The organism is Paenibacillus sp. MER 180 (assembly GCF_023713665.1).
In the GTDB taxonomy this organism is placed as follows: domain Bacteria; phylum Bacillota; class Bacilli; order Paenibacillales; family Paenibacillaceae; genus Paenibacillus_B; species Paenibacillus_B suaedae.
Window position 1 is genome coordinate 371,639 of sequence record NZ_JAMAVT010000006.1, and the last position, 23,412, is coordinate 395,050.

Genomic DNA, 23,412 nt, shown 5'->3' on the forward strand with positions numbered 1-23,412 from the left:
GCTCTGATGTTATGTTCATCTCATGTACTTCAAAAGACAGGCTATAAAAGTCGATGTAATGAAAACGCTATCACGTCAATTACCTTTCATTACCATATTGGCGTCCCCTTTTTCAATCCAAAGACATGATTTCTGATGCAAATTTGAATTGAAAAACCCACCATAATTTTCAAGGCATACCTTCGCCACCAAGCTAGTAGCACATGTTAACGAAGGATGTTACGTATAAAGGTCGATAGATTCCAATAAATAAAAATGACTCATGATCGATTCGTGTATACGGGGAATCAATCATGAGCCTTACATAGACTAATGTTGGCTAATAAATTCTAATATCTTATCAACAGCTTGAACATACCCACCCGATTCGCGGAAGGATTGTTGCATGTTTATAGCGGCTGTCTTGTAAGATGCGTGGCTTAACACATGGTCTGCGGCTTCGCGGATTTGCTCTGCAGTCAAGTCATCCATACGTAATGTAACACCCGCTCCAACTCTGGAGATTTGCTTGGCAATGACTGGCTGATCCGCGCTTTGCGGGATAACAATGAGCGGAACTCCGTAATAGAGACCTTCATGAGCACTATTCATGCCACCATGTGTAATAAATAATTTCGTGTGTGGCAATAGATCGGTTTGTGGCACAACGTTTTTTACGATGAAGTTTGCAGGGATCCTACCTAAATCTGAAATTTGGACTTTATCACCGATCGACATGACAATCGTATGTTCCGTGTCTCCCAAAGCATCCATACAGAGCTTATAGAAATCAATCGCTTGGTTAAAGACAGTACCGAGGGAAATGTAAATGAGGCTTCTTCCTTCGATTGCCGTAAGGTCGAAGTCCGTTTGGCTGACCCGTAAAGAGATGGATGGCCCAACAAATTGAAAGGAATGATCAAATGTTTCTCCTTCAGGTTGGAACTCCCTAGTCGTATACACGATGGTAAGTGGTGCTGGATTACAAAATACTTCGAAAGGAGAATGAATCTCCACTTGATAGGTTTCCTTCACCTTGTCCATCAGGCTTACAAATGTACCATGGATAGGCTTTGCGATCTCTGCAGGTACACTTGCATGGAACTGTTCCATCATGCTATCGAAGGATGCCTTTGACTGTGCAAAAGACGTACAGGAATTGATTGCAGGCAGTTTCAGCATTTGAGCTATGATTCGTCCACAACCAAACATGGAATCGTGAATGATGTAATCGAATTGCTCTCCCTTGATCTGTTCAAGTACGCTTGGTATGACGACATCTGCCGTAAGCAGCAAGCCGTTGATTCGTTCAAGTACATAATTTCGTCCACCTGAAATAAAGGCTTTGATGAATTTCTGATCATCAAATGTTCGTACGATAGCGCCTGTCTTCTCCAATCGCTCTCGGAATGCTTCTATGCAGAAGTATACGACCTCTTCTCCCCGTGAGATAAGCTCCTGTACGACTCCAATCGTGGGAACGATATGTCCCTCTGATCCCCCATTTATAAATAAAACACGCGCCATTATCATCACTCCTAGACATTACGGTTCGCTGACATTGTTCGCAAGGATTCCCATGCCCTCGCTTGGATCGTTACTTGAAATTGTATTCGGGATCAAGTTTATCATAGTATACAAATAGTACAAAGAAATTTTGTATAACCCCCGTAAATTTTCTCACTACTGATGTAATTAGTGCAAATCTTATCATAAATGAGGATAAACAAAAACATGCTAGAGCAAAAAACATCTCCCCAAATGAATGGGGAGATGTTCATGTATTCATATTAATTAGTGAGTAATGGATGATTTCGGATATAACGTTGTTCCCCAAATCGAAACATTAATATCGCTAGCTAACGGAACGTTATATTCATCAACAACTGTTCTCCACCATTCCCAAGCAAGACCTGTGCATTCTCTTGCATAAATTCTTATGTTCTTGGCATTAGGCGGAAGTGGGATTTCTGTTGAGAAATGAGCAGTTCTATCGCGCCAATTTCCATCCCAACTTTTACGAGTCACGATTTCTTGTCCATTTTCATCATATGAAAACTCGTCCCAATATACTTCAAACTGAGCTACATATGCACCACTATGATCAAGCTTAATTTTACCCTTCGTATATTCCGTCGTTTTCGTCTCGATATACTCGGTATTGTTGTGAACGGCAGCGATGGAATTGTCTTTCAAGAAGACACTTGTATATGAAATCGGGTAAGCTGGGTTCTTACTGCTGAATTCTGCATTGTCCTTGATTACGCTTTGGATAACATTGAAGTCTTTCGTGACAACTTGGTTATGGGTTTGCGCGTCGCCACCTAATACAACGGCAGTAAACGAACTGTTTTCATAAATATCTTTGTACTGTCCGCTAGCCTGAATGCTAGGATTATTGAGCAATAATTTAAATGCCGTTTGTACATCATTGCTCTTGGAGGTCGTCTCCAATTTGACGTAAATGGTACGGCCATAAGCTACGTTTGATACCATCAACGGTGGAGTCTCGTTGCTTACCCCTTTGCGGACTAACTCGGCAAACGACACACTGTCATCAAACAGGTCCGATGGATTGTTGGGCAGTCCTGCACTTACGGTATAAAAGATTTGCTTATAAGCAGCAACCATCACTTTTTTCTCGCCGTTTGCGACCGCATTAAAGTCGATTCCAAGCGTTCCGTTAAGCACTTTCGCGTTCACATTCAGTGCACTGGAAATTTGGTTTTGGCTGTAAACCATGGATTCAGCATACTGTAATCTAGCTGGCAGTGTATGCGTGCTGGAATACTTTTCTCCCCAAATCGATACGAGCTGATCAATGGCACTAGATACGCTGCCGTAATTTGGATTTTGAACGGAAATTGTGTTCTCGTTCTTCAATCCAGGCAGATCGATGCTAATATCCATTGGCTTTCTCGCAGCCATAACCAGACTAGGCTGATTATCCGCAAAATCCTTATTTGCAAGCTGTATTGCGCCTGGATAAGTGCGATTCGTGATCGAATCAATGATTGAAATATCTACGGGTGACGTTGTAAGTGATTTTTTGTCCCGTTCAACCACGATGAATTTACCGTTGGACTGAATGCCTTCTTTGGGAACAAAACTACTGATTTGATCCCCTTGTACAGCCAAAACCTCATTGCGATTATAGTTCAGGCCTGCGATTCCAAGATCAATATCATTGGATTCGTTTGGAGCAGCGGAGGAAATACTCGCAAAAGTGAACACTTGCAAACTCACTAACAGACTTACGAGTACTTTCCTTCCTTTCACATAGTTTGTTTTTTTCTTCATACAATTACCCCTCTTTATGTAAAATTGTAGTACTAATGTACTACATTAATTTTTTTATCGGTAATTTGGTATGAATTTTTTATATTTTTATTAAGAAATAATACGAAACTTCATAACTTTTATGACAGGAATAAAATATTTTTGAGTTTAATTCGATTATTCAGAATAATTCTTCCATATTATAGGATTTTACTTGTAGATCCTAGTATTGTATATGAAACAATAAATTACCAAGTAAATCCTTTTTTTTGAAGGAGTAAAATAAAACACTCCCCTAAGCATCACATTAGGAGAGTGTGTATAAGATTAGCCAATCAATTCCACGCATGAGAATGTGCCCAATTTCAAACCATAATTATGCGGCAACTCTAAATGGTGTATGAGCAAATTGATAGTAGCTTATGGAGGTGTAAAGTACGTGAACTGTAATGTTGGAAAAACGGAACAAGCAATTCGAATTTCGGTTGGTGCTGCAATCATCTTTACGGGACTTTATTACAGAAAATGGTGGGGATTAATTGGATTGGTTCCTATCATTACAGGCACAACTCGCTATTGTCCGGCGAATGCAGTTCTTGGTATTCAAAATTGCAAAAAAGTGAAATAAATGCTTCTCCAATAAAGAGTCTAAAACCTTAATAGGTTTTGGACTCCGCTTCATCCAATTTCTTCAGTCATTCGTTGATCGCCAGTTTTTTCCATGATCCCTATTGAGGATGGAACCAGCCACTGTCATAGTTCCGGTTGATTCGGCGGATTGGCCTTGATATAGGAGATAAACGCGCGGGATGCATAAGAAAGATATTTATCCCGAGGATAAATGAGAGCCAGCTCCCAAGCGATTTCCGGTTGGGACACGGTAACGGCATGAATGGCAAGATGGTGCAATCGGTTCGCCATCGATCGGGGAATCAATGATATTCCTAGTTGCGAAGCTACCATCTCGCAGCAGAAATCCCATAGAGAGGTCAAATGAGCCACCTTGGGTTCGAACCCAGCCTGCAAGCATGCTTGCTCAACTACGTCATGAAGGGCAAATTCCTTGGTGAACAGAATGAAGGGCTCATTCTGCAATTCGGTTAAGCTGACGGATTTCCTTCCAGATAGCCAGTGATGATTGCTCACGATGACAACCAGTTCTTCCGTTAACAAGGAAACCGTTCGATACAGCTGTGTGTTCACCGGCAGCACCGTGACCCCAAAATCGATATTTCCTTGCTCCATCTGCATCTTTACTTGTTTCGCGCTGTATTCTACCATTTGAATCTCAATCTTGGGATAGCTCTTCTTGAATCCAGAAATGATTTTTGGGAAAAGCAATGCGCTAATTGTAGGCATGATCCCCATTGTCACTTTTCCTCTTTGCACGTGAACCAGCTCATTTACGGAAGAAGATAAATCCTCTAGCATCTGCAAAATTTTTAAAGCTTTCTCGTTAACCAGCCTTCCTGTATCGGTGAGTACAACTTCCCTGTCGGAACGGTCAAGCAACATAACGCCCAATTCATCCTCGAGACTCTTGATCATCTTGCTGATGGACGGCTGAGAAACATACAACACCTGCGAAGCTTTTGTAAAATTTTTATGCTTGGCTACTTCTGCAAAATAATGAAGTTGTTTAATATCCATGTGATCCGGATCTTCCTCCTTCCCCTACAGGCAAAGTGGTATCCAAACCATTCATCCCTTGGCTCAAGATCATGATATGCCTAACATGCCAAAAACAGCACTTCGCGCCGTTAAACGCTTAGTGCTGTTCAAATATGCCAATGGATTAAACCGGATATACCGGGTGCTTGCGCTCTGAGAAGACGACAGCCTTTGATGAATAAGCCGAAAAACGGTTCACTAACTCGGTACGCAGCGAATTGGCGGGAATAATTCCGTCAATAATCATTTCGGAGGCTAGTCGGTAAATATCAATGTCCTGCTTATATTCTTCACGCTTTTGTTCGATAAAAGCAGCCCTCTCGCTTTCAGGCAATTGAGCAATTTTATTGGCATAGACGGCATTGACTGCGGCCTCTGGCCCCATTACCGCGATTTGAGCCGTAGGCAGTGCGAGGCAACAATCCGGTTCAAATGCTGGACCAGCCATCGCGTAAAGACCCGCTCCGTACGCTTTGCGAACGATTACTGAAATTTTAGGCACGGTTGCTTCGGACATCGCTGAAATCATTTTCGCCCCATGGCGGATAATTCCTGCCCGCTCCACCTTTGTGCCGATCATAAAACCAGGGACGTCGGCAAGGAATAGAAGCGGGATATGAAATGCGTCGCAGAGGGTTATAAATCTGGCTGCCTTATCCGCTGAATCGAGGAACAGCACGCCACCCTTCACCCGTGGCTGATTGGCCATGATCCCGACCGGTTTTCCATTCATTCGTGCCAATCCTGTAATAAGTTCACCGGCAAACAGCTTCTTCATCTCAAAAAATGATCCCTCGTCGATAATACGGTCAATCAGATCAACCATATTGAACGGGGCATTCTGATTGGTCGGGATGAGCTCTTCCAATGATTTCTCAAAGAATGGTGGTGCCACTGGTTTCGCAACCGGCGGTTGTTCGGAAAAATGGGAGGGAAAGTAAGAGAGATATTGCCGCGCCATCAAAATGGCTTCTTCTTCATTCTTCGCCAGCACATCCCCACACCCTGAAATCGAACAGTGCATGTGCGCACCGCCCATCTCTTCTAGCGTAACCTTTTCTCCGATTACCATCTCCGCCATCCGCGGGGAACCGAGATACATGGATGCATTTCCATCTACCATAATCACGATATCACAAAATGCTGGAATGTAGGCTCCACCCGCAGCCGAAGGGCCGAACAGCAGGCAGATTTGGGGGATTTTGCCCGACAACTTGACCTGATTGTAAAAAATACGTCCTGCTCCGCGCCTGCCAGGAAACATCTCGACCTGATCTGTAATGCGGGCACCTGCGGAATCCACGAGGTAAATTAACGGCACTCTCATTTTCTCAGCTGTCTCTTGGATTCGAATGATCTTCTCTACCGTACGCGATCCCCACGATCCGGCTTTTACAGTAGAATCATTGGCCATTACGCATACGATTCTTCCGTTCATTTTCCCAATCGCCGTAACGACGCCATCCGCCGGAAGATCTTCTGCGGCGCAGTTGGCGAACAGCGCATCCTCCAGCTCGAAACCTGGATCAAACAGTAGCTTTAGTCGGTCGCGAACAAATAACTTCCCTTTTTCCGCATTCTTTTGATGATAAGACGGATCCCCTCCTTCGAGGATTCGTGAAACACGTTTCTGCAGCTCCTCTGGATTGAATTCGATAGACATCCCCTATTCCTCCTTATCTGCGATATGCTTGTTACTCGCCCTTAAATATGGGAGGACGTTTATCTTTGAACGCCTGCAGTCCTTCCAAGCGATCCTTTGTCGGAATTGTGGCTTCATATGCATGCTGCTCAATCGCAAGTCCAGTGTTCAGCTCCACTTCCAATCCCTTATCGATGGCGAATTTGGCCTGAGTCACAGCGATAGGAGCATTTCGAACAATACGGCCTGCTATTTCCAAGGCCTTATCTATCAGGAATTCAGGCGGTGCCACAGCCTCTGCCAGTCCGATGTTCCTTGCTTCTTCAGCGTCGATTTTTCTTGCCGTGAAAATGAGCTCCTTCGCCCGCCCCTTCCCGATCAGCCTCGGCAGCCGCTGTGTTCCTCCTGCGCCGGGAATAATTCCAAGTGAAGTCTCTGCAAGGGCGAATGCGGCTGTTGTGGAAGCAATCCGAATGTCACAGGCCAAGGCCAATTCCATTCCCCCGCCCATAGCAGCTCCGTTCACCGCGGCAATGACCGGCTGGGGCAAGGCTTCTACATCATTGATGGTCTCTCGAATGAAAGATACCGTTCTACGTACTTGGCTCATGTCCATCCCTGCGCGTTCTTTTAAATCAGCACCTGCACAAAAGGCTTTCTCTCCAGCGCCTGTGATGATAATACAGCGAACAGCCCGATCCAATTTACATGCATCTGCCGCATCACGCAATTGTTCGAGCATCTTGATTGATAACGCATTGGCAGCTTCCGGACGGTTCAACGTGATGAGCACAATTCCATTTCCCATATTGGAGACCAGTACGGCTTTTTCCATGATCGCCCCTCCTTCCTAGTACCGAATCATGCACCTGCATCATGTACCTGCTCATCCGTTCGAGCTGCTGACCTGAAGATTCCGACTCGGCAAGGTTCTTCCGATCTTCTCCTGAATATAACGCGCCGCGGAGAGAAGCTTTTCCTGATTTATCCCCGTCTGAATTCCCATTGAATCCAGCATGAATAACAAGTCCTCCGAAGCGACATTGCCGGAGGCTCCAGGTGCATACGGGCATCCGCCCAACCCTCCGACAGAGGCATCGAATGTTGTGATCCCCATGTTCATGGACGCCAGAATATTCGCCAGCGCCGTTCCACGCGTATCGTGGAAATGCAGAGCCAGTTTCTCGGCATCAAAACGCTTGAGCAGCATTTCCAATGCATCTTCTACCTGCTTCGGATTTGCAATGCCAATCGTATCCCCTAGAGATAATTCGCCAATCCCCATTTCGAACAACGTTTCCGATACACGGATGACCTCATCGATAGAGATGGGCCCTTCATAGGGGCAGCCAAAAACCGTTGACACGTAACCGCGGACTGATCTTCCAGCGGAATGAGCTGCTTGCACGACTTCATGCAAAATGGGAAACGTAGCGTTTATTGACTTGTTGATATTTCTTTGATTGTGGGTCTCACTGGCAGACATAAAGACGGCCACTTCATCTACATCGGTCTCAAGTGCTCGCTCTAGGCCCTGCCGATTCGGAACGAGTGCCGAATACGTAATGCCAGGCATCCGTTCAATCCCTTTGGCAACTTCAGCGGCATCTGCCAGTGCTGGAATCCACTTCGGATTCACAAATGAAGTGATTTCTAAGGATGTAATTCCGGTATTGGACAATTGGTTGATCCAAGCGATTTTATCTTCTGTTGCAACGAAAACCTTCTCATTTTGCAGTCCGTCCCTTGGACCAACCTCTTTGATCGTTACTCTCGCCGGCCAGTTCATCTTCCCCAACCCCCAGCATCCGTTTAATCCAGCTCGATCAACAAATCTCCTTCATCAACAAAGTCGCCTTCGCTCACGTTGACCTTGTTTACCGTTCCTCCGGTACCAGACGTAATGGAGATCTCCATTTTCATCGATTCCAACACGACTACATTTTGTCCTGCCTCGACTTGATCCCCAGGCTTGACAAGAATCTTGTATACATTCCCCGCCATAACCGCCACGATTTTGCTCATCTGAATAACCTCCTTTTTTACGAATAGCCTTACGGTAACTCGCCGAGGCCTTATCCGATCAAGTTATGTTTGCTCCAGTACATATTTCGCAACAAAGCCTGTTGTTGTCTCGCCTGAACGGAATGCTGGATGCGCGATGACTTCTTGCAGCATTGGAATGTTGGTCTTGATGCCTTCAACCTGATAATCGGCCAGCGCCTGTTGAAGTCGGTCAATCGCTTCATTGCGATCCTTCCCTGTGACGATGAGCTTTGCAATCATCGGATCATAGAAGGGCGTAACGACAGAACCATCATGTACAGCCAGCTCATGACGAATTCCGTCTCCTTCAGGGATAGCGAACTTCGTAATGATTCCAGGGGATGGGAAGAACGTCTTCGGATCTTCTGCATAAATCCGTACTTCTATCGCATGGCCTTCGCGTTTCACATCAGATTGACCGAAGTTCAAGGAATGACCTGCTGCAATTCGCAGCTGCCCCGCAACCAAGTCCAAGCCGGTAATCTCTTCTGTGATCGTATGCTCCACCTGCAGACGAGTATTCATTTCAAGAAAGTAGAAATTTTTATGCTCGTCGACTAAAAATTCGATGGTTCCAGCATTCCGGTATCCGATCGATTTAGCCGCCCTAACCGCCGCTTCTCCCATTTTTTCTCGTGTGAGTTCATCTAAAAAGGTTGAAGGAGCTTCTTCCACGACTTTTTGATGGCGCCGTTGTATCGAACATTCCCGCTCCCATAAGTAGACGGTATTTCCCTGGGCGTCCGCTAAAATCTGAATTTCGATATGCCGAGGATTTTCTACAACCTTCTCTAGATACATGGCCCCATCTCCGAAGAAATTAGAGGCACGTTTCTGGTTCCCTTCAAATGCTTGTTTCATCTCCGCTTCGTTGTTCACGATCTGCATCCCGATCCCGCCACCACCGGCTGAGGCTTTCAGCATAACCGGATAGCCGATTCGGCTGGCTGCCTGTGCTGCTTCTTCCGCATCCACTAATGCACAGGAAATGCCGGGAACAACAGGCACGCCTGCCTGTTCCATGCTGTTTCGGGCTTCAATTTTACTGCCCATGCGGGCAATGACATCTGATGATGGACCGATGAATACAATACCCGCTTCCTCGCAACGGCGTGCAAATTCCGCATTTTCCGAAAGTAACCCGTATCCGGGGTGAATCGCATCCGCTTTAGCAAGATGGGCGATTTCTAAAATCTTGTCGATTTTTAAATAGCTATCTGTAACTTTTGGATTTCCTACCTCGTAGGCCTCATCTGCCAGTTTGACATGCGGAGCTTCCTTATCCACTTTCGAGTAGATGCTGACGGTGGCAATGCCCAGCGCTTTGCAAGTGCGGATCACTCGAGCCGCAATTTCGCCTCGGTTGGCGATTAGAATCTTTTTGAACATAGAACCAATCCCCTTTAACAACCGATCTGGCGTGCAATGACCATTCGTTGCACTTCTGAAGTTCCTTCTCCAATCTCAAGCAGCTTGGCATCCCGAAAGAATCGTTCAACCTGGTATTCCTTCATATATCCATAACCGCCATGGATTTGTACGGCTTGATCACACGCCTTCATGCATATTTCCGAAGCAAATAATTTGGCCATCGCCGCTTCCTTCTTGAACTTCCTGCCTTTATCTTTAAGCCATGCCGCTTTATACACGATCGTGCGTGCGAGTTCAATATGCATGGCCATGTCGGCCAGCTTGAATTGGATCGCTTGAAAGGAGGATAAGCTTTGGCTGAATTGTTTTCTTTCTTTGGCATATTGAAGCGATTTTTCGTAAGCCCCTTGGGCAATTCCGACCGCCATCGCACCGATACCGATTCGGCCTCCGTCAAGCGTAGCTAAAAATTGCTTGTATCCATGCCCTTCTTTCCCTAGAAGATTTTCTTTGGGAACGGTTACATCTTGTAAAATTAATTCCGTTGTATTTGATGAATGCAGCCCCATTTTTTCATAATTGTTAATGACCGTAAATCCTGGCGCATCTGTAGACACGATAAATGCACTGATTCCATTCGTCCCTTTGGTGCGATCCGTAACGGCTGTGAGGGACAAGTTTTTGGCATAGCTTGCATTGGTAATAAAGCATTTGGAGCCGGAAATGATCCACTTATCTCCATGCAGATTCGCTTTTGTCTGGGTTCCGCCTGCATCCGATCCTGCATTTGGTTCCGTCAGCCCGAACGCGCCCATGTATTCTCCTGTACATAAAGGGGTTAAGTATTTTTCCTTTTGCTCATGTGTTCCGAATAAATGGATGGGTGCCCCGCCTAAAGAAATATGGGCTGAATAGGTAATGCCCGTGGAAGCACAGACCCGGCTTAATTCTTCTACAGTGATAGCGAAGCTAATGGTATCCGCTCCGCCGCCGCCATATTGTTCGGGAAAAGGCAGGCCCATGACGCCCAGCTTCGTTAATTTATCGAAAACATCCGCCGGAAATTGCTTCGTACGATCCCGTTCATCCGCGCCCGGGGCAACCTCGCCCTCCGAAAAATCGCGCATCATTTTTTTGATCAACGCTTGTTCCTCGGTTAAATCAAAATGCATGAATTCATCGCTCCCTTTTAATATAGTCCGATGTCCGTGCCGTAGCTTTCAATCTTTTGCTTGACTCTCTTCAAGAAGCGACCGCACACAAGACCGTCCAAAACCCGGTGATCCAAAGAAAGACAAATGTTCATCATATCGTGAACGGCAATCATGTTATTAATGACGACCGGACGTTTGACGATGGCTTCCATACTTAAAATGGCTACCTGCGGTGGATTGATGATCGGGGCTGAAAGCACGGAGCCGAAGGAGCCTGTGTTATTCACGGTAAACGTTCCGCCAGTTAGATCCGCCTGCGTTAATTTGCCTTCTCTCGTTTTCGTGACCATTTCGTCTATTGCTTTGGCAAGACCGAAAATGCTTTTTTGGTCGGCGTCCTTAATGACAGGAACGAATAAGGCATTCTCGGTGGCAACGGCAATCGAGATATGAATCGCTTTTTTGGCGATGATGTGATTGTCTGTCCACTGCGAATTTAAAATAGGGAATTCCTTTAGAGTCTCCGCTACCGACTTGATAAAGAATGGCAAATAAGTGAGCTGGAGTCCTTCTTTTTTCTTAAACTCCTCTTTAATCTGGCTGCGATAACTAACCAAATTCGTGACATCACATTCCACCATAAGCCATGCGTGCGGAATTTCCTGCTTGCTTTGTACCATTCGCTTGGCTATGGTTTTGCGGATGCCGGTAACTGGGATCTTCTCGTCGGCTTGATGAATGGTAGAATGGTCAGCAGATAAGGCATCAATTGATTCGGACGGAAACGCAATATCGGGAACTGATGCTGCCGCTTGTGATAATGACTGAGATGGAGATTCGATTTGCTGAGCTGGGGAGTCTTCAGACTGTTTCTTTTCTTGGACGATTTGCAAGATGTCTCTTCGGGTGATGCGTCCCGCAGTGCCCGAACCCTCTATACAGGAAAGATCCAGGTTGTAGTCTTGCGCCAGTTTGAGTACGGCCGGCGAATAGCGCTGCTGCTTGGCTGATTGCATGGTTGAATCATCGGTCTCCTCGTTTTGGGCGGCGGCAACTGGTTTGGACTCAATCGGCGTGCCTGTTTGTTTTTCCTCCTCAATACAGCAGAGCAGCGTTCCTACTGCTACCGTTTCATCTTCTTGAACGACAATTTCGGTTATCGTGCCGCTAAATGAAGAAGGAACCTCCGCATTCACTTTATCTGTAAGCACTTCACATACAGGATCGTATTTATTGACTTTATCCCCGACGTTGACGAGCCACTTGGAGATGGTTCCTTCCGTTACGCTTTCGCCTAACTGGGGCATGACGATTTTCTTAGCCATATTCTCCTCCCGTTGGATCACAATTCGGCTAATTCTTTCATGGCCTGATATACTTTATCCGGGTTGAGCATGAAGAACTTTTCCATTGGCAAGCTGTAAGGCATAGCGGGGACATCCGGACTGCAGAGACGTTTGATTGGCGCGTCCAATTCATAAAGGCATTCTTCTGCGATGACAGCAGCTACTTCAGCTCCAACGCCGCCCTCTTTGTTGTCTTCATGAACAATGAGCACTTTGCCGGTTTTGCGAGCAGCCTCTACAATAGCTTCCTTGTCCAGAGGATAGAGGGTACGTAAATCCAGAATGTGAGCGCTGTATCCATCTTTAGAAAGCTGCTCTGCCGCTTTTATCGCAAAATGCAAGGAAAGTCCGTAAGAAATAACCGTGATGTCTTCCCCTTGCTGCTTAATATCCGCCTTCCCGATCGGTACCGTATAATCCGAGTCTGGCACTTCTCCCTTGATCGAGCGATAGCATCGCTTATGTTCGAAGAAAAGAACAGGATCTTCATCGCGGATGGCCGCCTTTAGCAGGCCTTTGGCATCATACGGCGTGGAAGGCGTGACCACTTTTAGACCAGGAATACAGCAAAACATCGCTTCTACGCTTTGCGAATGATAGAGGGCTCCGCGAACTCCTCCGCCATAAGGGGCACGGATGACCAAGGGACAGTTCCAATCTCCATTGGAGCGGTATCTCATTTTGGCTGCTTCATTCACAATTTGGTTGACGGCAGGCATGATATACTCGGCGAACTGAATTTCTGCAACAGGCCTCATTCCATGAGCGGCTGCACCAATCGATACACCTGCAATGGCTGCTTCCGATAGCGGTGTGTCGATAACCCGTTGTTCCCCGAATTCCTCTTGAAATCCCTGTGTAACCCGAAATACGCCCCCACGCACTCCGACGTCTTCTCCTAATACAAATACCCTGCTATCTCGCTGCATTTCCTCTCGAAGAGCTTGGGACACTGCTTCAAGATAAGAAATTACGGCCATTTCTCCTCACTCCCCCTATTCTGCATAAACGTGCTTAAGGGCATCTTCCGGGGCTGAATCCGGGGCATTCTCCGCATATTCCGTGGCCTCATCGACCTCCATGCGTAACCGTTCATGGATCTCCATGTCTTTATGTTCATCTAATAGCCCCGATGCTTTCAGATAATTGCTGAAGGTTATGAGCGGATCCCGCTTCTTGGCTTCTTCCACTTCTTCACGGGAACGGTAGGTTCGATCATCATCGTCGCTTGAATGCGGGACTAAACGATAGAGCACCGCCTCGATAAGCGTTGGCCCTTCACCTCTTCTTGCCCGATCGGCCGCCTCTTTCGTGACTTTGTATACTTCTAATAGATCATTTCCATCCACACTGATGCCGGGAAACCCATATCCCTTTGCCCGGTCCGCGATGCTTTCGCATGCCGCCTGCTTGGAGAACGGAACCGATATGGCGTACTTGTTGTTCTCACACATGAAAATGACAGGCAGCTTGTGCACCCCAGCATAGTTAGCCGCTTCGTGAAACTCCCCTTGGTTGCTGCCGCCGTCCCCGAAGGCCGAAAATGCAACTAGCCTTTTTCCTTGCATTTTTCCAGATAAAGCGATTCCAACTGCGTGCGGAATTTGGCTCGACACGACACTAGAGCCCGAAAGAATATTCCGGCTTTTGCTCCCGTAATGACCTGGCATTTGGCGTCCGCCGCTCGTTGGATCTTCTGACTTAGCGAAAGCGGAAAGCATTAATTCCCGTGCTGTCAGCCCGAAAGCAACGACCATACCCATGTCCCGATAATAGGGACACAGAAAATCTCTCGTTGGATCCAGCGCATATGCCGCCCCTACCTGAGCTGCTTCATGACCTTGGCATGAAACGAGAAAAGGGATCTTTCCCGCGCGATTGAGCAGCCACATCCGTTCATCTATTTTTCGCGCCAAAACCATATGCTGATACATGTCAAGAACCTGCTGATCTGATAACCCCAGTGCTTGGTGCCGGTTCTGGACTTGACCAAATTCGGTGTTATTCATATCGTATCCCTCCGACAATTGTGCCGCTGCATACTGCGGTTTCCTTTATTTTATTAACCATCGTTCCAATCGTGAAATACATATACTGCATAGTAACGATGCAAAAAAAATATAGCCATTTGATTTGGTTATGGGCTCACCTTATTTACGTCCTACACATTTTCTAATCAGTTACATAGGCTAATGGAAAGAAGCATCTTGGAGGGTTATTATGAGGTATCGTTGTCCCTTATGCGGCAATTGGCGAACTGATCATACGATCATCGACGAATGGAGTGAGGTGATTCCCCCACCAGCCCCAGAGTTAAAAGCGGTCTCCATTGATCCGACAAGTACCGCACTCCTCATCTTGGATATGGAGGATTCGATATGTAACAATCCACGCTGTGTTGCATCCATTCCTAGAATTAATTACTTATTGACGGAAGCACGCAAAGCAGGGATGTTGGTTGTCTATAGTCTTACACATACAGGAAATGCATCAGACATTACTCAACTACTGCGCCCGGCGATGAACGAGCCGATCGTGAAATCAAACGTAGATAAATTCTATAACACGGAGTTAGAGCAGATTTTGCAGAGGAATCATATTCGAACGGTTATTGTAACGGGTTATGCGGCAAATGGAGCGGTTCTACACACAGCTACTGCTGCTGCATTCCGTGGATTTAATGTTGTAGTTCCAGTCGACGGAATGTCTGCTGCCAATCCGTATGCTGAACAATACACAGCATGGCATATGCTGAATAGTCCGGGAACACGGAACCGAGCTGTATTATCTAAGACGGATTTGATCCTACTCTAGAAATGTATGTTCGACAGGAACCATGTGAAAATAAAAACACAGCGCCTTTGTCGGCGCTGTGCGTTTTTAGTCTGATACGATGAGGTGCCACCATAATAGATAGCCTTTTATAAGGGAATGGACAGCAAAGGTATCACTGGAGAGCATTCATTGTAACTTTAGCAGCCTTTGCAATCAGTTCGTTATGGATACCGTCGAACTGCTCTTTCGGAACAAATTTCATCAACATCGGCGTGATAATCTTGGTAGAGGCTCATTTATAAGTTGCTTTCTTCAAGTGAAAAAAGAAGAGGACGCCATTCGGCGTATTCCTTGCACCATAAGGAACATCGTGCAGTTCCAGAATCTTTTTGGAAATGGCGAGTCCGAGGCCCGTTCCTCCAGTAGCACGATGACGGGAAGCTTCCCCACGATAAAAGCGATCCCATATTTTTTCGATCTGTGCTGGCGGAATATGGACGCCTGTATTCTCGATGCATACCTTAACGATTTCCTGCTCCTCAATCATGGAAATATTAATGGAATATCCCTCTGAAGTGTAACGAATAGCATTGTTGATAAAGTTAACAATAACCTGCTCGATTCGAAGCTTATTGGCCACGACTTCAATCTGAGCAAGTGATACATTTAGACTCAATTGCTTGTTTGCAATTTCGGCATGCAGCTTTTCGCATGATTGCTCGATGACGGCATCAATTCGGAAGGTGTCCAGCATCATTTTGTAAGTACCCGATTCATATTTTGCTAATTCCAGCATGTCTACGATGAGAAGATCCATCCGCTTCACTTCATTTTCCATGGCAGCAAAGTAATAATCCCGCTTATGGTTGGCCACGCCATCTTTCAAAATCGACAGACAGCTCTGGATGACACTCAGTGGGGTTTTCAATTCATGCGACACCCCTGAGATAAATTCCTTTCGCGTAAACTCCAACTGTTTTTCTTTTTCAATATCCTGCTGGAGCTTCTGGATATAGGAATGCAAGGTATCCGATAATTCATTGATATTCCGGGACAGATCCCCGATCTCATCTTTGGACGTGATGGGAATCTTTTCAGAAAAGTCCAGATCCGCTATTTTCTTTGTCATATGATTGATTTGCAATAGAGGCCTTGCAATACCCTTGGAATAATAGAACGAAGTCAACAGTATAAGCACCAAGACAAATACGATGAGATATACATAATAATCCTGAATCATCCGTATTGCTTCATCGACTGGCTGCAGGGAGGCCGTTGCAAAAATAAAAGCGGGCTTGCCGTCTTTGTCTTTTATGGGAGTAACAAACTGTTTATATTTGATATCATTTTCCTCGTACGTTGTCTCTAAAGTGGCGGCTGCCTCTTCCTCATTATTTAACAACAATTCCGCTTGAAACGCTTTGATTCTATCCAAAAATAAGTGGTTCGTATAAATGAACCGCGAAGCTTCATTTTTTGTTGGAAGTGTCGTTTTCGCAATCGATCCAAATAGGTAAAGGGAAGGAAACCTCTCATCATTCCATTCTTCTGCTCTATTATTGGATGGCAGGATCTCGTGTTCCTTTTTTGCAATCTGATTATTTTCCCACGTAACTCCGGTGTTTAATATGCTGATTCGATAAGGAACGATGTTCGATCCCTTCCTAAGTGCTTGAATAATGACATCATTCCCTGCACGTAGAAATTCGTTCCCCTGACGGATATCCTCAATGTTTACAAAGCTGTATAAAGGGATCGTAATGGATTTGCCTGCAAATGTTTCATATGATCTATCTCTTATCTTTATTTCGATTGAATTCTCAGCGCTCTCCTTTACATTTCCGAATTGATCCAATACAGTCACCCAAGTATTGTGCTCACGGTAGAACTCTTGTTCCAGCCTTTCGATCGCTACGGCGTCGTCACGGTTTACATATTGTTTAGCAAATGCATGAAGGCTCGCTTGAACATTTTCTACCTTTTGATGGACGTAATATAGCTTGAAAAATACGGTCTGACCAATAAAGATGGTAGCAAGAATCAACACACATAATGCTGTTGTTAATACAAATAATTTGAAAACAATGCCTCTCTTCATAACAATTCCTCAAATTTATATCCGGAGCGAACAACCGTAACGATGCATTTGGATTTGTCCCCTAATTTGTGGCGAAGGTTGCGAATATGGCTGTTGACCGTCCGATCGTCGCCTGCGAAGTCATAGCCCCATATTTTTGTTATCAATTGTTCGCGCGTCATAATCATTCCTTTATGATTCATTAAGTATGTTAATATTTCGAATTCCGTATGTGTTAAGTTGATGTGGATTCCATCTACCGTAACCGTACGAGAAGACAGGGAGACCGTAATGCCGCTGCTGGAGATGATTGAACTTTCTGGTTCTTGCATATGCCGGTTTTCCAGCAGTCTCTTTGCTCGCGCCAACAAAATTTTAGGACTGTAGGGCTTAGTCACGTAGTCATCTGCTCCCAGTTCGAAACCAAGCAGTGTATCTTCTTCATCCACGCGGGCGGTAAGCATAATAATAGGGACACTCGATGTTTTGCGAATCCGTTGACATACAGACCAGCCATCTATTTCTGGCAGCATAATATCAAGAATAAGCAGATTCACTTCATTTTCCTGAAAGATTGATAATGCTTCTCTCCCGTCGCCGGCTTCCAAAACGATATATCCTTCGTTAAGAAAGTAGTCTTTCATAATTTCTCGTAAAATTTGTTCGTCTTCCACAATTAAAATTGATTTTACCATGATTATCCCTCATTATATGAAAAATTCCCCCTTTTTAAGGGGGACTCCATGCATAAATATCATTACCTACACGTGGATGTTATAAACGGTCATCCTTTTGGAAGTTAAGACGAAAATGTTCTTCGTCATGGTATACTGCGAACTCATATCCCTTTTCTTTATAAAATTCAATGATTTCCGGCAGCACCTGTAAGGTTTGCTGCTTCTCGTGCATAAGGACAACTTCCAAATCCTCCGTCGTTTGTTTTTTTACATTTTCGACAATCTTACTTGGGTTATCTTTTAACTTCCAATCATACGAGTCAATCGTCCAGTCCCATATTTTAATACCTGCATCTGCGATTTGATCACGAATTTGTTCTCCTTTTAAGCCTGGTGCAGAGCCATATGGAGGACGTGTCAATTTCGGATTCGTACCGGTAATATTGCGGATCAAATGTAATGTTTCTAGCATTTCGGGGACAAATTGTTTATTGTCATATAATTTGATAGCATCATGCGTCATACTATGGGCTCCAACATAATGACCTTCTTCTACGGCTCTTTTGACATTATCTTGGTACCCCGTATTTTTTAGATTACTTCCTTGCATGAAAAAGGTTGCTTTTACATTGTGCTCTTGCAATACATCTAGAAATTGCCCCGTTAATGAACTTGGCCCATCGTCAAAAGTGAGGTAGACTACCTTTCCCTTCGGTTTACCGTCTAGCTTTTTGTGTTTTGTTGGCTGTAAGGGTCTCTTATTTTGCTGTTGTACAGCATTTTGGCTGACATCTTTGACTCTCTCAGCTGCAGTAGAGAATAATTTTCCATTATTAAGGAATATTAGAAAAGATACTGCTAGGACAATCCCTATTGAAAATCCTGTTTTCATAATTAAGCGTTTATTACTTCTGCCGTGTCGTGATGATCTCATGTTATCGATCCTTTCTCTGTCATTCACTTATTGAGATGAATACATTCATGTCTATTTCTTCTTTTTACAAGTGATAGATTAATGTAGAAAGATAAAGATAAGATGCAGATCATGTCGATAATATTTAAAGAATAGACTGTACATTTATATTTATCGTGTAATGAGGTCAGTCAACTAATTGGTTACTTCTTCTTCGATTAACGAGGCTTGAGAACGAAGCCCGACATCAAAAATCCCCCTGCAGCAACACGCGCGGTGTCACCGACAGGGGGAACGATTAATTCTCCAATGGAATAAGATTAGTATTTCGTTGTTGGTGTTGGTTCCTTCACTTGATCGAAGACAATGATACCGTCGAACTGTTCTCTTGGAACGAATCGCATTGACATCGGCTCAATAATCTCGGATGTCATGCCATCCTCCGCTGCATAGATCGGCTTGAACATCCATGAGTTGCTCTGCTTCGGGGACTTTTGCTTGGATAGATCGGCAAATGCAATTTTATACCCGCTACGCATCATCAACTCTTCCAGACTTCCCTTCTGCATTGGCTTTATATCGAAGAGCTTCTGCGTCGTAATGGTGCTTGCCTTGCCGCTGTTCATATAGAGCCCGACTACATAAGCTTTATCCTTCAGCTTCTTATGGAGCAGTTCGCCCATGCTGGTGAAGCTGCCGATCCATTTTCCTTGCTCTTTGGTCTGAATCTTAGATGTATTCTTCGCCAAATGATCGTTATGTGCCCATAGAATCACTTTTTTGCCGGGATACATCACCTTCATTAGCCATTCGACGTTGTCAGCCATAATCCGGTCGCGGAATTCATAGCTTTCCTTCGTGTTATACATCCCCATCTCGATGAACTTCACTCGATCTCCGAGCGTCTTGATCGCAATATCCACCATATGCGGGTTGGCTGGATAAGCCGCTGCGAGCTCCTTCTTGTGCTCTTGGATGAATTGGATCAAGGCGTTGTATTTGGGCTCGTACGTTTCCTTTACCTTCTTAACAGCTGCCTTTGCCTCTGGATGGCCGTCTTCCATGCCATATTCATTAAACACCTTATACAAATCCGTCATTGCTTGCATCTCGAAGTTGAAATACTGCTGACCTTGTTCCTTGTCCACCTTGGCAATCCAACCGGCAATAAACTGTGTGAGATAGCCCGAAGTGAATTGCATGTCATAACCAGCGAGATGGAGCGGGTTTTTGGTTCCCTGCTGTTTCTTGATGTATTCGAATAGATTCAGCGTCTCCTTGGAGTGCCAGATTGGGAATATCGAATGCTGCATCATCTCTTTCGGGGTCAAGTTGCGGGCATTCTCGTTCGTCATGAAGGCATCCCCAAGTCCGGATTCAAATGCAATCACGTCATAACCCAGCTCTTCGTGCAAATACTTAATCAATCTTGTCTTCATGCTGCTGTATTCCGCAACACGGTGGAAGTTCTCACCGAGACTGACGACCGTCTTATCCTTCAAGATCGGCTTCAGAAACTCTAAATCTTTATAATTCGATGACGTTGTCGATGTAATCTCCCGTATATTTTCCTTCACTCCGTCATTCTTTTGCGCTGCCGCTGAGGCATTGAACGGGGATAGAACGAGCGTAAACGCCATACCTAGAGCTATCAATCCTTTTAATCGTTGTACTGCTTGCATGATGAAAATACTCCTCCTTAGAAATTCATTCTCGTTACTCTTTTGTTTGCAAAGTCATCGTAACAGCGAATTCTAAGGAAAGTATAAAGATAGAATACAATTCTAGTTATTTTCCGTCCGTATACCCCATTCAGTGATTAGGAGTATGTGGAAGGTTATGTTTCAATTCGCGTCTGACCGCCAAATAATGCGATGGAGAATCACCGAATGCGCGGCGGAACATCGCAATAAAGCTGCTCGGAGTTCCATAGCCAAGCGCATCAGCTACCATCCCTACAGAATCCCCTTGCGCCAGCATTTCCAATGCAAGCGTGAGACGAGCCTGTTGGCGCCACTGCGCAAAGGTCAACCCGGTTTCTGCCAATATTAAGCGGCGCAATGTACGTGGAGATAATGCTGCCCAAACGGCCCATTCGTTAAGCGTACGATTATCTTCGGGCTGCTGCAGGATCGCGTCCGTTATGCGCAAAAGGCGCGGATCAACCGGTAAGGGCAAATGTAATGGCTCAAGAGGAGCGATTTTAATCTCATCGAGCAAAACCGCGATTATTCTTTCTTGATGAGGTTCCAGGATTTCTTGATCCCTCCACGACACCGTTCGCTGCACAAGCGCACGCATGAGCTCACTTACATTGATGACACACGGAGTATGTGATAAGTCTCTGCTGATTTCAGGTGTAAGCAGTAAGCTCCAGCCGCTCATGGCTCCACTAACTGTGACCTTATGCGCTACATCCGGCGGAATCCACCCTGCACGGCGGGGAGGCAGCAACCAGGAACCGGTTGCAGTTCGCACATGGATTAGCCCGCTTTCCACACAAAAAAACTGCCCTCGCCGATGCCTGTGCCAATCGTATTCACGTGTTCCAAGCCGGAAAGGGTTGTCGGAATCATCATTGCCCCAAAAGGCAATTAATGAAGGCCCTTCCAGCCAATCACTCTTATCTACCTCTTCTGAGTTCAGTTTGCAACGCCCCTTTTTTTGGCCATTTCTCGTTATTTTTTGTCCAATTAGCGTTATCGTACATCGTTATTCCTATTCTAAAATATAGAACAGACCATGTCTAATTGATTGAATTCACCAGCATATTTTTATGGAGGGATCTCGATGTCATCTAATTCTGTGAATTTGTCTACCCCAATCGTGTCGTCACCACTGAAAAAAGGCATACCTGCATGGGTTGCCGCATTAGTTGCTTGTTTATGCGCCTTTATGGTCGTCATGGACAGCTCGATTGTTAATGTTGCTTTGCCGGCCATGCAAACGGATCTGGGCCTTTCTGTTGCTGAACAGCAATGGGTAATTGATGCCTATTTGCTGACATTAGGCGGTTTTATGCTGCTTGCGGCACGTGCCAGCGACATTTATGGCAGAAGAGTAATACTTCAGTCTGGACTTATCCTATTTACGTTAGCCAGCCTCACTGGCGGACTTGCAACAACAGGCCCCATGTTATTAGCGGCACGTGCTGTACAAGGACTAGGAGGCTCTGTGCTCGCCACATCTACACTAACCGTAATCGTTGCTGCATATCCGAGAGGTGCCAAGCAAGATCGGGCGATATCGTTATGGGCAGCCTCTTCCTCTATTGCATCTGCGTTTGGAGTAATGATTGGCGGTGTTCTAACGAGCTTAATCAACTGGCGTTGGGTAATGTTTGTTAATGTTCCAATCGGGGTTGTGCTCAGCGGTATGGTTGCCATTTGCCTGCTTCCACAGTCGAAAGAAAATGCTCCTGCCAAGCTGGATATACCAGGAGCTGCTGCAATTACGCTTGCTCTGACGGCCTTTATTTTTGGAATCACTCAAACGCTTGAACGGGGTTGGAAATCTCCAGTTGTACTGTGCTCGTTAGCCGGTGCGCTTGTGCTATTGCTGATGTTCATCGCTATTGAAAAGAACACAGCTGCGCCTTTAATTCGTTTAAGCATTTTCCGCCACTGGAATGTACGGATTGGCATTTTCATGGTACTTGGACTTGGCGGAGCTCTAACAGCCAACGTGTTATTTTCATCCCTAAGTTTACAGCAAATCAGCGGATACAGTCCGCTGCAAACGGGATTAGCGCTGCTGCCTATGGCGGCCATGCTTGCTATTTTTTCGATTATATCCCGGCCACTTCGTGCCGCTGGCTTTAAAAGGCTTCCATTTCTGGGTGGTCTCTTGGCCGCTGCAGGATTTGTCTGGTTCAATTGGCTGCCGGCTCATCCAGACTATATTTCTGAGTTCTTGTTTCCAAGTTTACTTGTTGGATCTGGACTAGGCTTGATGTTAATGACCGCCATCCAAGCTGTACTTGCGGGCATTCCGGCACAGGATACAGGTCTTGCTTCCGGTTTGCAAAATACAGCACGTCAACTTGGCGGCGCGCTCGGTATAGCTATACTTGTGACACTCTCTCATACCGTGACCACGCTACAAGTAGAATCTGGGAGTACTGCCGTAGTGGCACAGCTAGCTGGTTACCATAGTGCATTCCTTGCGGCAGGCGTAATCTGCGGCATATCCGCCTTGATATCGTTATTACTTCGAAGTAATAGAGCCGATTGATAGTGAATACATCGCTAGTGTATGTCATGAACCGTAATGAAACCAACGGCAGACTTCTTAGAGTTTGTTCGATGTTTCATTCTTAGAACACGAATAAGCCGCAAGGAATAATCCTTGCGGCTTCAGGCTGTCGAGAAAGTCTCGACAGCTATTTTTATATTCATTTATTTCAACACGACACCGCGTTAATGTTGTATAATTACGGTAATAAATGAGATCGGGAAGGTGTTCAAGAATGCTTCGTTCAAA

At 45.4% G+C, this 23,412-nt stretch carries 20 protein-coding genes; 3 read left to right on the top strand and 17 right to left on the bottom strand.

The genetic code is table 11. From position 1 onward, the window contains the following. Positions 1-309 precede the first annotated feature (309 nt). Both M3661_RS13050 and alv read right to left on the bottom strand, forming a co-directional pair. Complete coding sequence (locus M3661_RS13050) at positions 310-1,506, bottom strand: macrolide family glycosyltransferase (protein ID WP_251485619.1); 1,197 nt, start codon at positions 1,504-1,506, stop codon at positions 310-312. Between the two features lie 267 nt (positions 1,507-1,773). Beyond that, on the bottom strand, positions 1,774-3,279 hold the full coding sequence (gene alv / locus M3661_RS13055; RefSeq protein ID WP_251485621.1) for a cholesterol-dependent cytolysin alveolysin: 1,506 nt from the start codon (positions 3,277-3,279) through the stop codon (positions 1,774-1,776). A 418-nt stretch (positions 3,280-3,697) separates the two neighbouring features. On the opposite strand from alv, the gene M3661_RS13060 reads away from it, so the two are divergent. Further along, entirely contained in the window at positions 3,698-3,886 is a 189-nt protein-coding gene (locus M3661_RS13060; RefSeq protein WP_021262917.1) for a YgaP family membrane protein, read from the top strand. Between the two features lie 125 nt (positions 3,887-4,011). On the opposite strand, the gene M3661_RS13065 is transcribed toward M3661_RS13060, so the two are convergent. The 10 genes from M3661_RS13065 to M3661_RS13110 all read right to left on the bottom strand — a co-directional run bounded on the left by M3661_RS13065 (position 4,012) and on the right by M3661_RS13110 (position 14,497). After that, positions 4,012-4,908, bottom strand: a complete 897-nt coding sequence (locus tag M3661_RS13065; RefSeq protein WP_251485623.1) for a LysR family transcriptional regulator — start codon at positions 4,906-4,908, stop codon at positions 4,012-4,014. A gap of 145 nt (positions 4,909-5,053) precedes the next feature. Then, positions 5,054-6,592: an acyl-CoA carboxylase subunit beta gene (locus M3661_RS13070; protein ID WP_251485625.1), complete on the bottom strand. Its 1,539-nt coding sequence runs from the start codon at positions 6,590-6,592 to the stop codon at positions 5,054-5,056. 31 nt (positions 6,593-6,623) lie between these two features. Continuing rightward, positions 6,624-7,406, bottom strand: coding sequence for an enoyl-CoA hydratase (locus M3661_RS13075; protein ID WP_251485628.1), 783 nt, complete (start codon positions 7,404-7,406; stop codon positions 6,624-6,626). A gap of 51 nt (positions 7,407-7,457) precedes the next feature. Beyond that, entirely contained in the window at positions 7,458-8,360 is a 903-nt protein-coding gene (locus M3661_RS13080; protein WP_251485629.1) for a hydroxymethylglutaryl-CoA lyase, read from the bottom strand. A gap of 23 nt (positions 8,361-8,383) precedes the next feature. Beyond that, complete coding sequence (locus M3661_RS13085) at positions 8,384-8,596, bottom strand: acetyl-CoA carboxylase biotin carboxyl carrier protein subunit (protein ID WP_021262912.1); 213 nt, start codon at positions 8,594-8,596, stop codon at positions 8,384-8,386. Positions 8,597-8,659: 63 nt separating this feature from the next. After that, positions 8,660-10,006, bottom strand: a complete 1,347-nt coding sequence (locus M3661_RS13090) for an acetyl-CoA carboxylase biotin carboxylase subunit (RefSeq protein WP_251485631.1) — start codon at positions 10,004-10,006, stop codon at positions 8,660-8,662. 14 nt (positions 10,007-10,020) lie between these two features. Then, a complete protein-coding gene (locus M3661_RS13095) occupies positions 10,021-11,160 on the bottom strand; it encodes an acyl-CoA dehydrogenase family protein (protein ID WP_251485635.1) in 1,140 nt (379 codons plus the stop codon). A 17-nt stretch (positions 11,161-11,177) separates the two neighbouring features. After that, positions 11,178-12,467 (bottom strand): dihydrolipoamide acetyltransferase family protein, encoded by a 1,290-nt coding sequence (locus M3661_RS13100; RefSeq protein WP_251485639.1) that lies wholly within the window; start codon positions 12,465-12,467, stop codon positions 11,178-11,180. A 17-nt stretch (positions 12,468-12,484) separates the two neighbouring features. Continuing rightward, positions 12,485-13,468, bottom strand: a complete 984-nt coding sequence (locus M3661_RS13105) for an alpha-ketoacid dehydrogenase subunit beta (protein ID WP_065293323.1) — start codon at positions 13,466-13,468, stop codon at positions 12,485-12,487. Positions 13,469-13,483: 15 nt separating this feature from the next. Beyond that, complete coding sequence (locus M3661_RS13110; RefSeq protein WP_251485643.1) at positions 13,484-14,497, bottom strand: thiamine pyrophosphate-dependent dehydrogenase E1 component subunit alpha; 1,014 nt, start codon at positions 14,495-14,497, stop codon at positions 13,484-13,486. Positions 14,498-14,708: 211 nt separating this feature from the next. Between M3661_RS13110 and M3661_RS13115 the strand changes: the two genes are divergently transcribed. After that, the gene (locus M3661_RS13115) at positions 14,709-15,302 is read left to right on the top strand and encodes a cysteine hydrolase family protein (RefSeq protein ID WP_251485645.1); all 594 of its coding nucleotides are present in this window, start codon (positions 14,709-14,711) and stop codon (positions 15,300-15,302) included. A 253-nt stretch (positions 15,303-15,555) separates the two neighbouring features. Here the strand turns inward: M3661_RS13115 and M3661_RS13120 are convergent, their stop codons facing one another. The 5 genes from M3661_RS13120 to M3661_RS13140 form a co-directional block, all read right to left on the bottom strand. After that, complete coding sequence (locus tag M3661_RS13120) at positions 15,556-17,361, bottom strand: sensor histidine kinase (protein WP_251485647.1); 1,806 nt, start codon at positions 17,359-17,361, stop codon at positions 15,556-15,558. Continuing rightward, positions 17,358-18,035 carry a response regulator transcription factor gene (locus M3661_RS13125; RefSeq protein ID WP_065293327.1) on the bottom strand — a complete coding sequence of 226 codons (678 nt, stop codon included), beginning with the start codon at positions 18,033-18,035 and terminating at the stop codon, positions 17,358-17,360. Before M3661_RS13125 ends, M3661_RS13120 begins: the two co-directional genes overlap by 4 nt. A gap of 79 nt (positions 18,036-18,114) precedes the next feature. Next, on the bottom strand, positions 18,115-18,951 hold the full coding sequence (locus M3661_RS13130) for a polysaccharide deacetylase family protein (protein ID WP_251485649.1): 837 nt from the start codon (positions 18,949-18,951) through the stop codon (positions 18,115-18,117). 299 nt (positions 18,952-19,250) lie between these two features. After that, the gene (locus tag M3661_RS13135) at positions 19,251-20,612 is read right to left on the bottom strand and encodes an erythromycin esterase family protein (protein WP_251485650.1); all 1,362 of its coding nucleotides are present in this window, start codon (positions 20,610-20,612) and stop codon (positions 19,251-19,253) included. A gap of 130 nt (positions 20,613-20,742) precedes the next feature. Then, positions 20,743-21,408, bottom strand: a complete 666-nt coding sequence (locus M3661_RS13140) for an AraC family transcriptional regulator (protein WP_251485652.1) — start codon at positions 21,406-21,408, stop codon at positions 20,743-20,745. A gap of 312 nt (positions 21,409-21,720) precedes the next feature. Here M3661_RS13140 and M3661_RS13145 point away from each other — a divergent pair, with 312 nt between their 5' ends. Then, entirely contained in the window at positions 21,721-23,163 is a 1,443-nt protein-coding gene (locus M3661_RS13145) for an MFS transporter (RefSeq protein ID WP_251485654.1), read from the top strand. Positions 23,164-23,412: the final 249 nt, after the last annotated feature.

Bases quoted from the DNA above. Each gene is read 5' to 3' on its own strand.
- M3661_RS13050 (WP_251485619.1), bottom strand. From the start codon at position 1,506: ATGGCGCGTGTTTTATTTATAAATGGGGGATCAGAGGGACATATCGTT.
- alv (WP_251485621.1), bottom strand. From the start codon at position 3,279: ATGAAGAAAAAAACAAACTATGTGAAAGGAAGGAAAGTACTCGTAAGT.
- M3661_RS13065 (WP_251485623.1), bottom strand. From the start codon at position 4,908: ATGGATATTAAACAACTTCATTATTTTGCAGAAGTAGCCAAGCATAAA.
- M3661_RS13070 (WP_251485625.1), bottom strand. From the start codon at position 6,592: ATGTCTATCGAATTCAATCCAGAGGAGCTGCAGAAACGTGTTTCACGA.
- M3661_RS13075 (WP_251485628.1), bottom strand. From the start codon at position 7,406: ATGGAAAAAGCCGTACTGGTCTCCAATATGGGAAATGGAATTGTGCTC.
- M3661_RS13080 (WP_251485629.1), bottom strand. From the start codon at position 8,360: ATGAACTGGCCGGCGAGAGTAACGATCAAAGAGGTTGGTCCAAGGGAC.
- M3661_RS13085 (WP_021262912.1), bottom strand. From the start codon at position 8,596: ATGAGCAAAATCGTGGCGGTTATGGCGGGGAATGTATACAAGATTCTT.
- M3661_RS13090 (WP_251485631.1), bottom strand. From the start codon at position 10,006: ATGTTCAAAAAGATTCTAATCGCCAACCGAGGCGAAATTGCGGCTCGA.
- M3661_RS13095 (WP_251485635.1), bottom strand. From the start codon at position 11,160: ATGCATTTTGATTTAACCGAGGAACAAGCGTTGATCAAAAAAATGATG.
- M3661_RS13100 (WP_251485639.1), bottom strand. From the start codon at position 12,467: ATGGCTAAGAAAATCGTCATGCCCCAGTTAGGCGAAAGCGTAACGGAA.
- M3661_RS13105 (WP_065293323.1), bottom strand. From the start codon at position 13,468: ATGGCCGTAATTTCTTATCTTGAAGCAGTGTCCCAAGCTCTTCGAGAG.
- M3661_RS13110 (WP_251485643.1), bottom strand. From the start codon at position 14,497: ATGAATAACACCGAATTTGGTCAAGTCCAGAACCGGCACCAAGCACTG.
- M3661_RS13115 (WP_251485645.1), top strand. From the start codon at position 14,709: ATGAGGTATCGTTGTCCCTTATGCGGCAATTGGCGAACTGATCATACG.
- M3661_RS13120 (WP_251485647.1), bottom strand. From the start codon at position 17,361: ATGAAGAGAGGCATTGTTTTCAAATTATTTGTATTAACAACAGCATTA.
- M3661_RS13125 (WP_065293327.1), bottom strand. From the start codon at position 18,035: ATGGTAAAATCAATTTTAATTGTGGAAGACGAACAAATTTTACGAGAA.
- M3661_RS13130 (WP_251485649.1), bottom strand. From the start codon at position 18,951: ATGAGATCATCACGACACGGCAGAAGTAATAAACGCTTAATTATGAAA.
- M3661_RS13135 (WP_251485650.1), bottom strand. From the start codon at position 20,612: ATGCAAGCAGTACAACGATTAAAAGGATTGATAGCTCTAGGTATGGCG.
- M3661_RS13145 (WP_251485654.1), top strand. From the start codon at position 21,721: ATGTCATCTAATTCTGTGAATTTGTCTACCCCAATCGTGTCGTCACCA.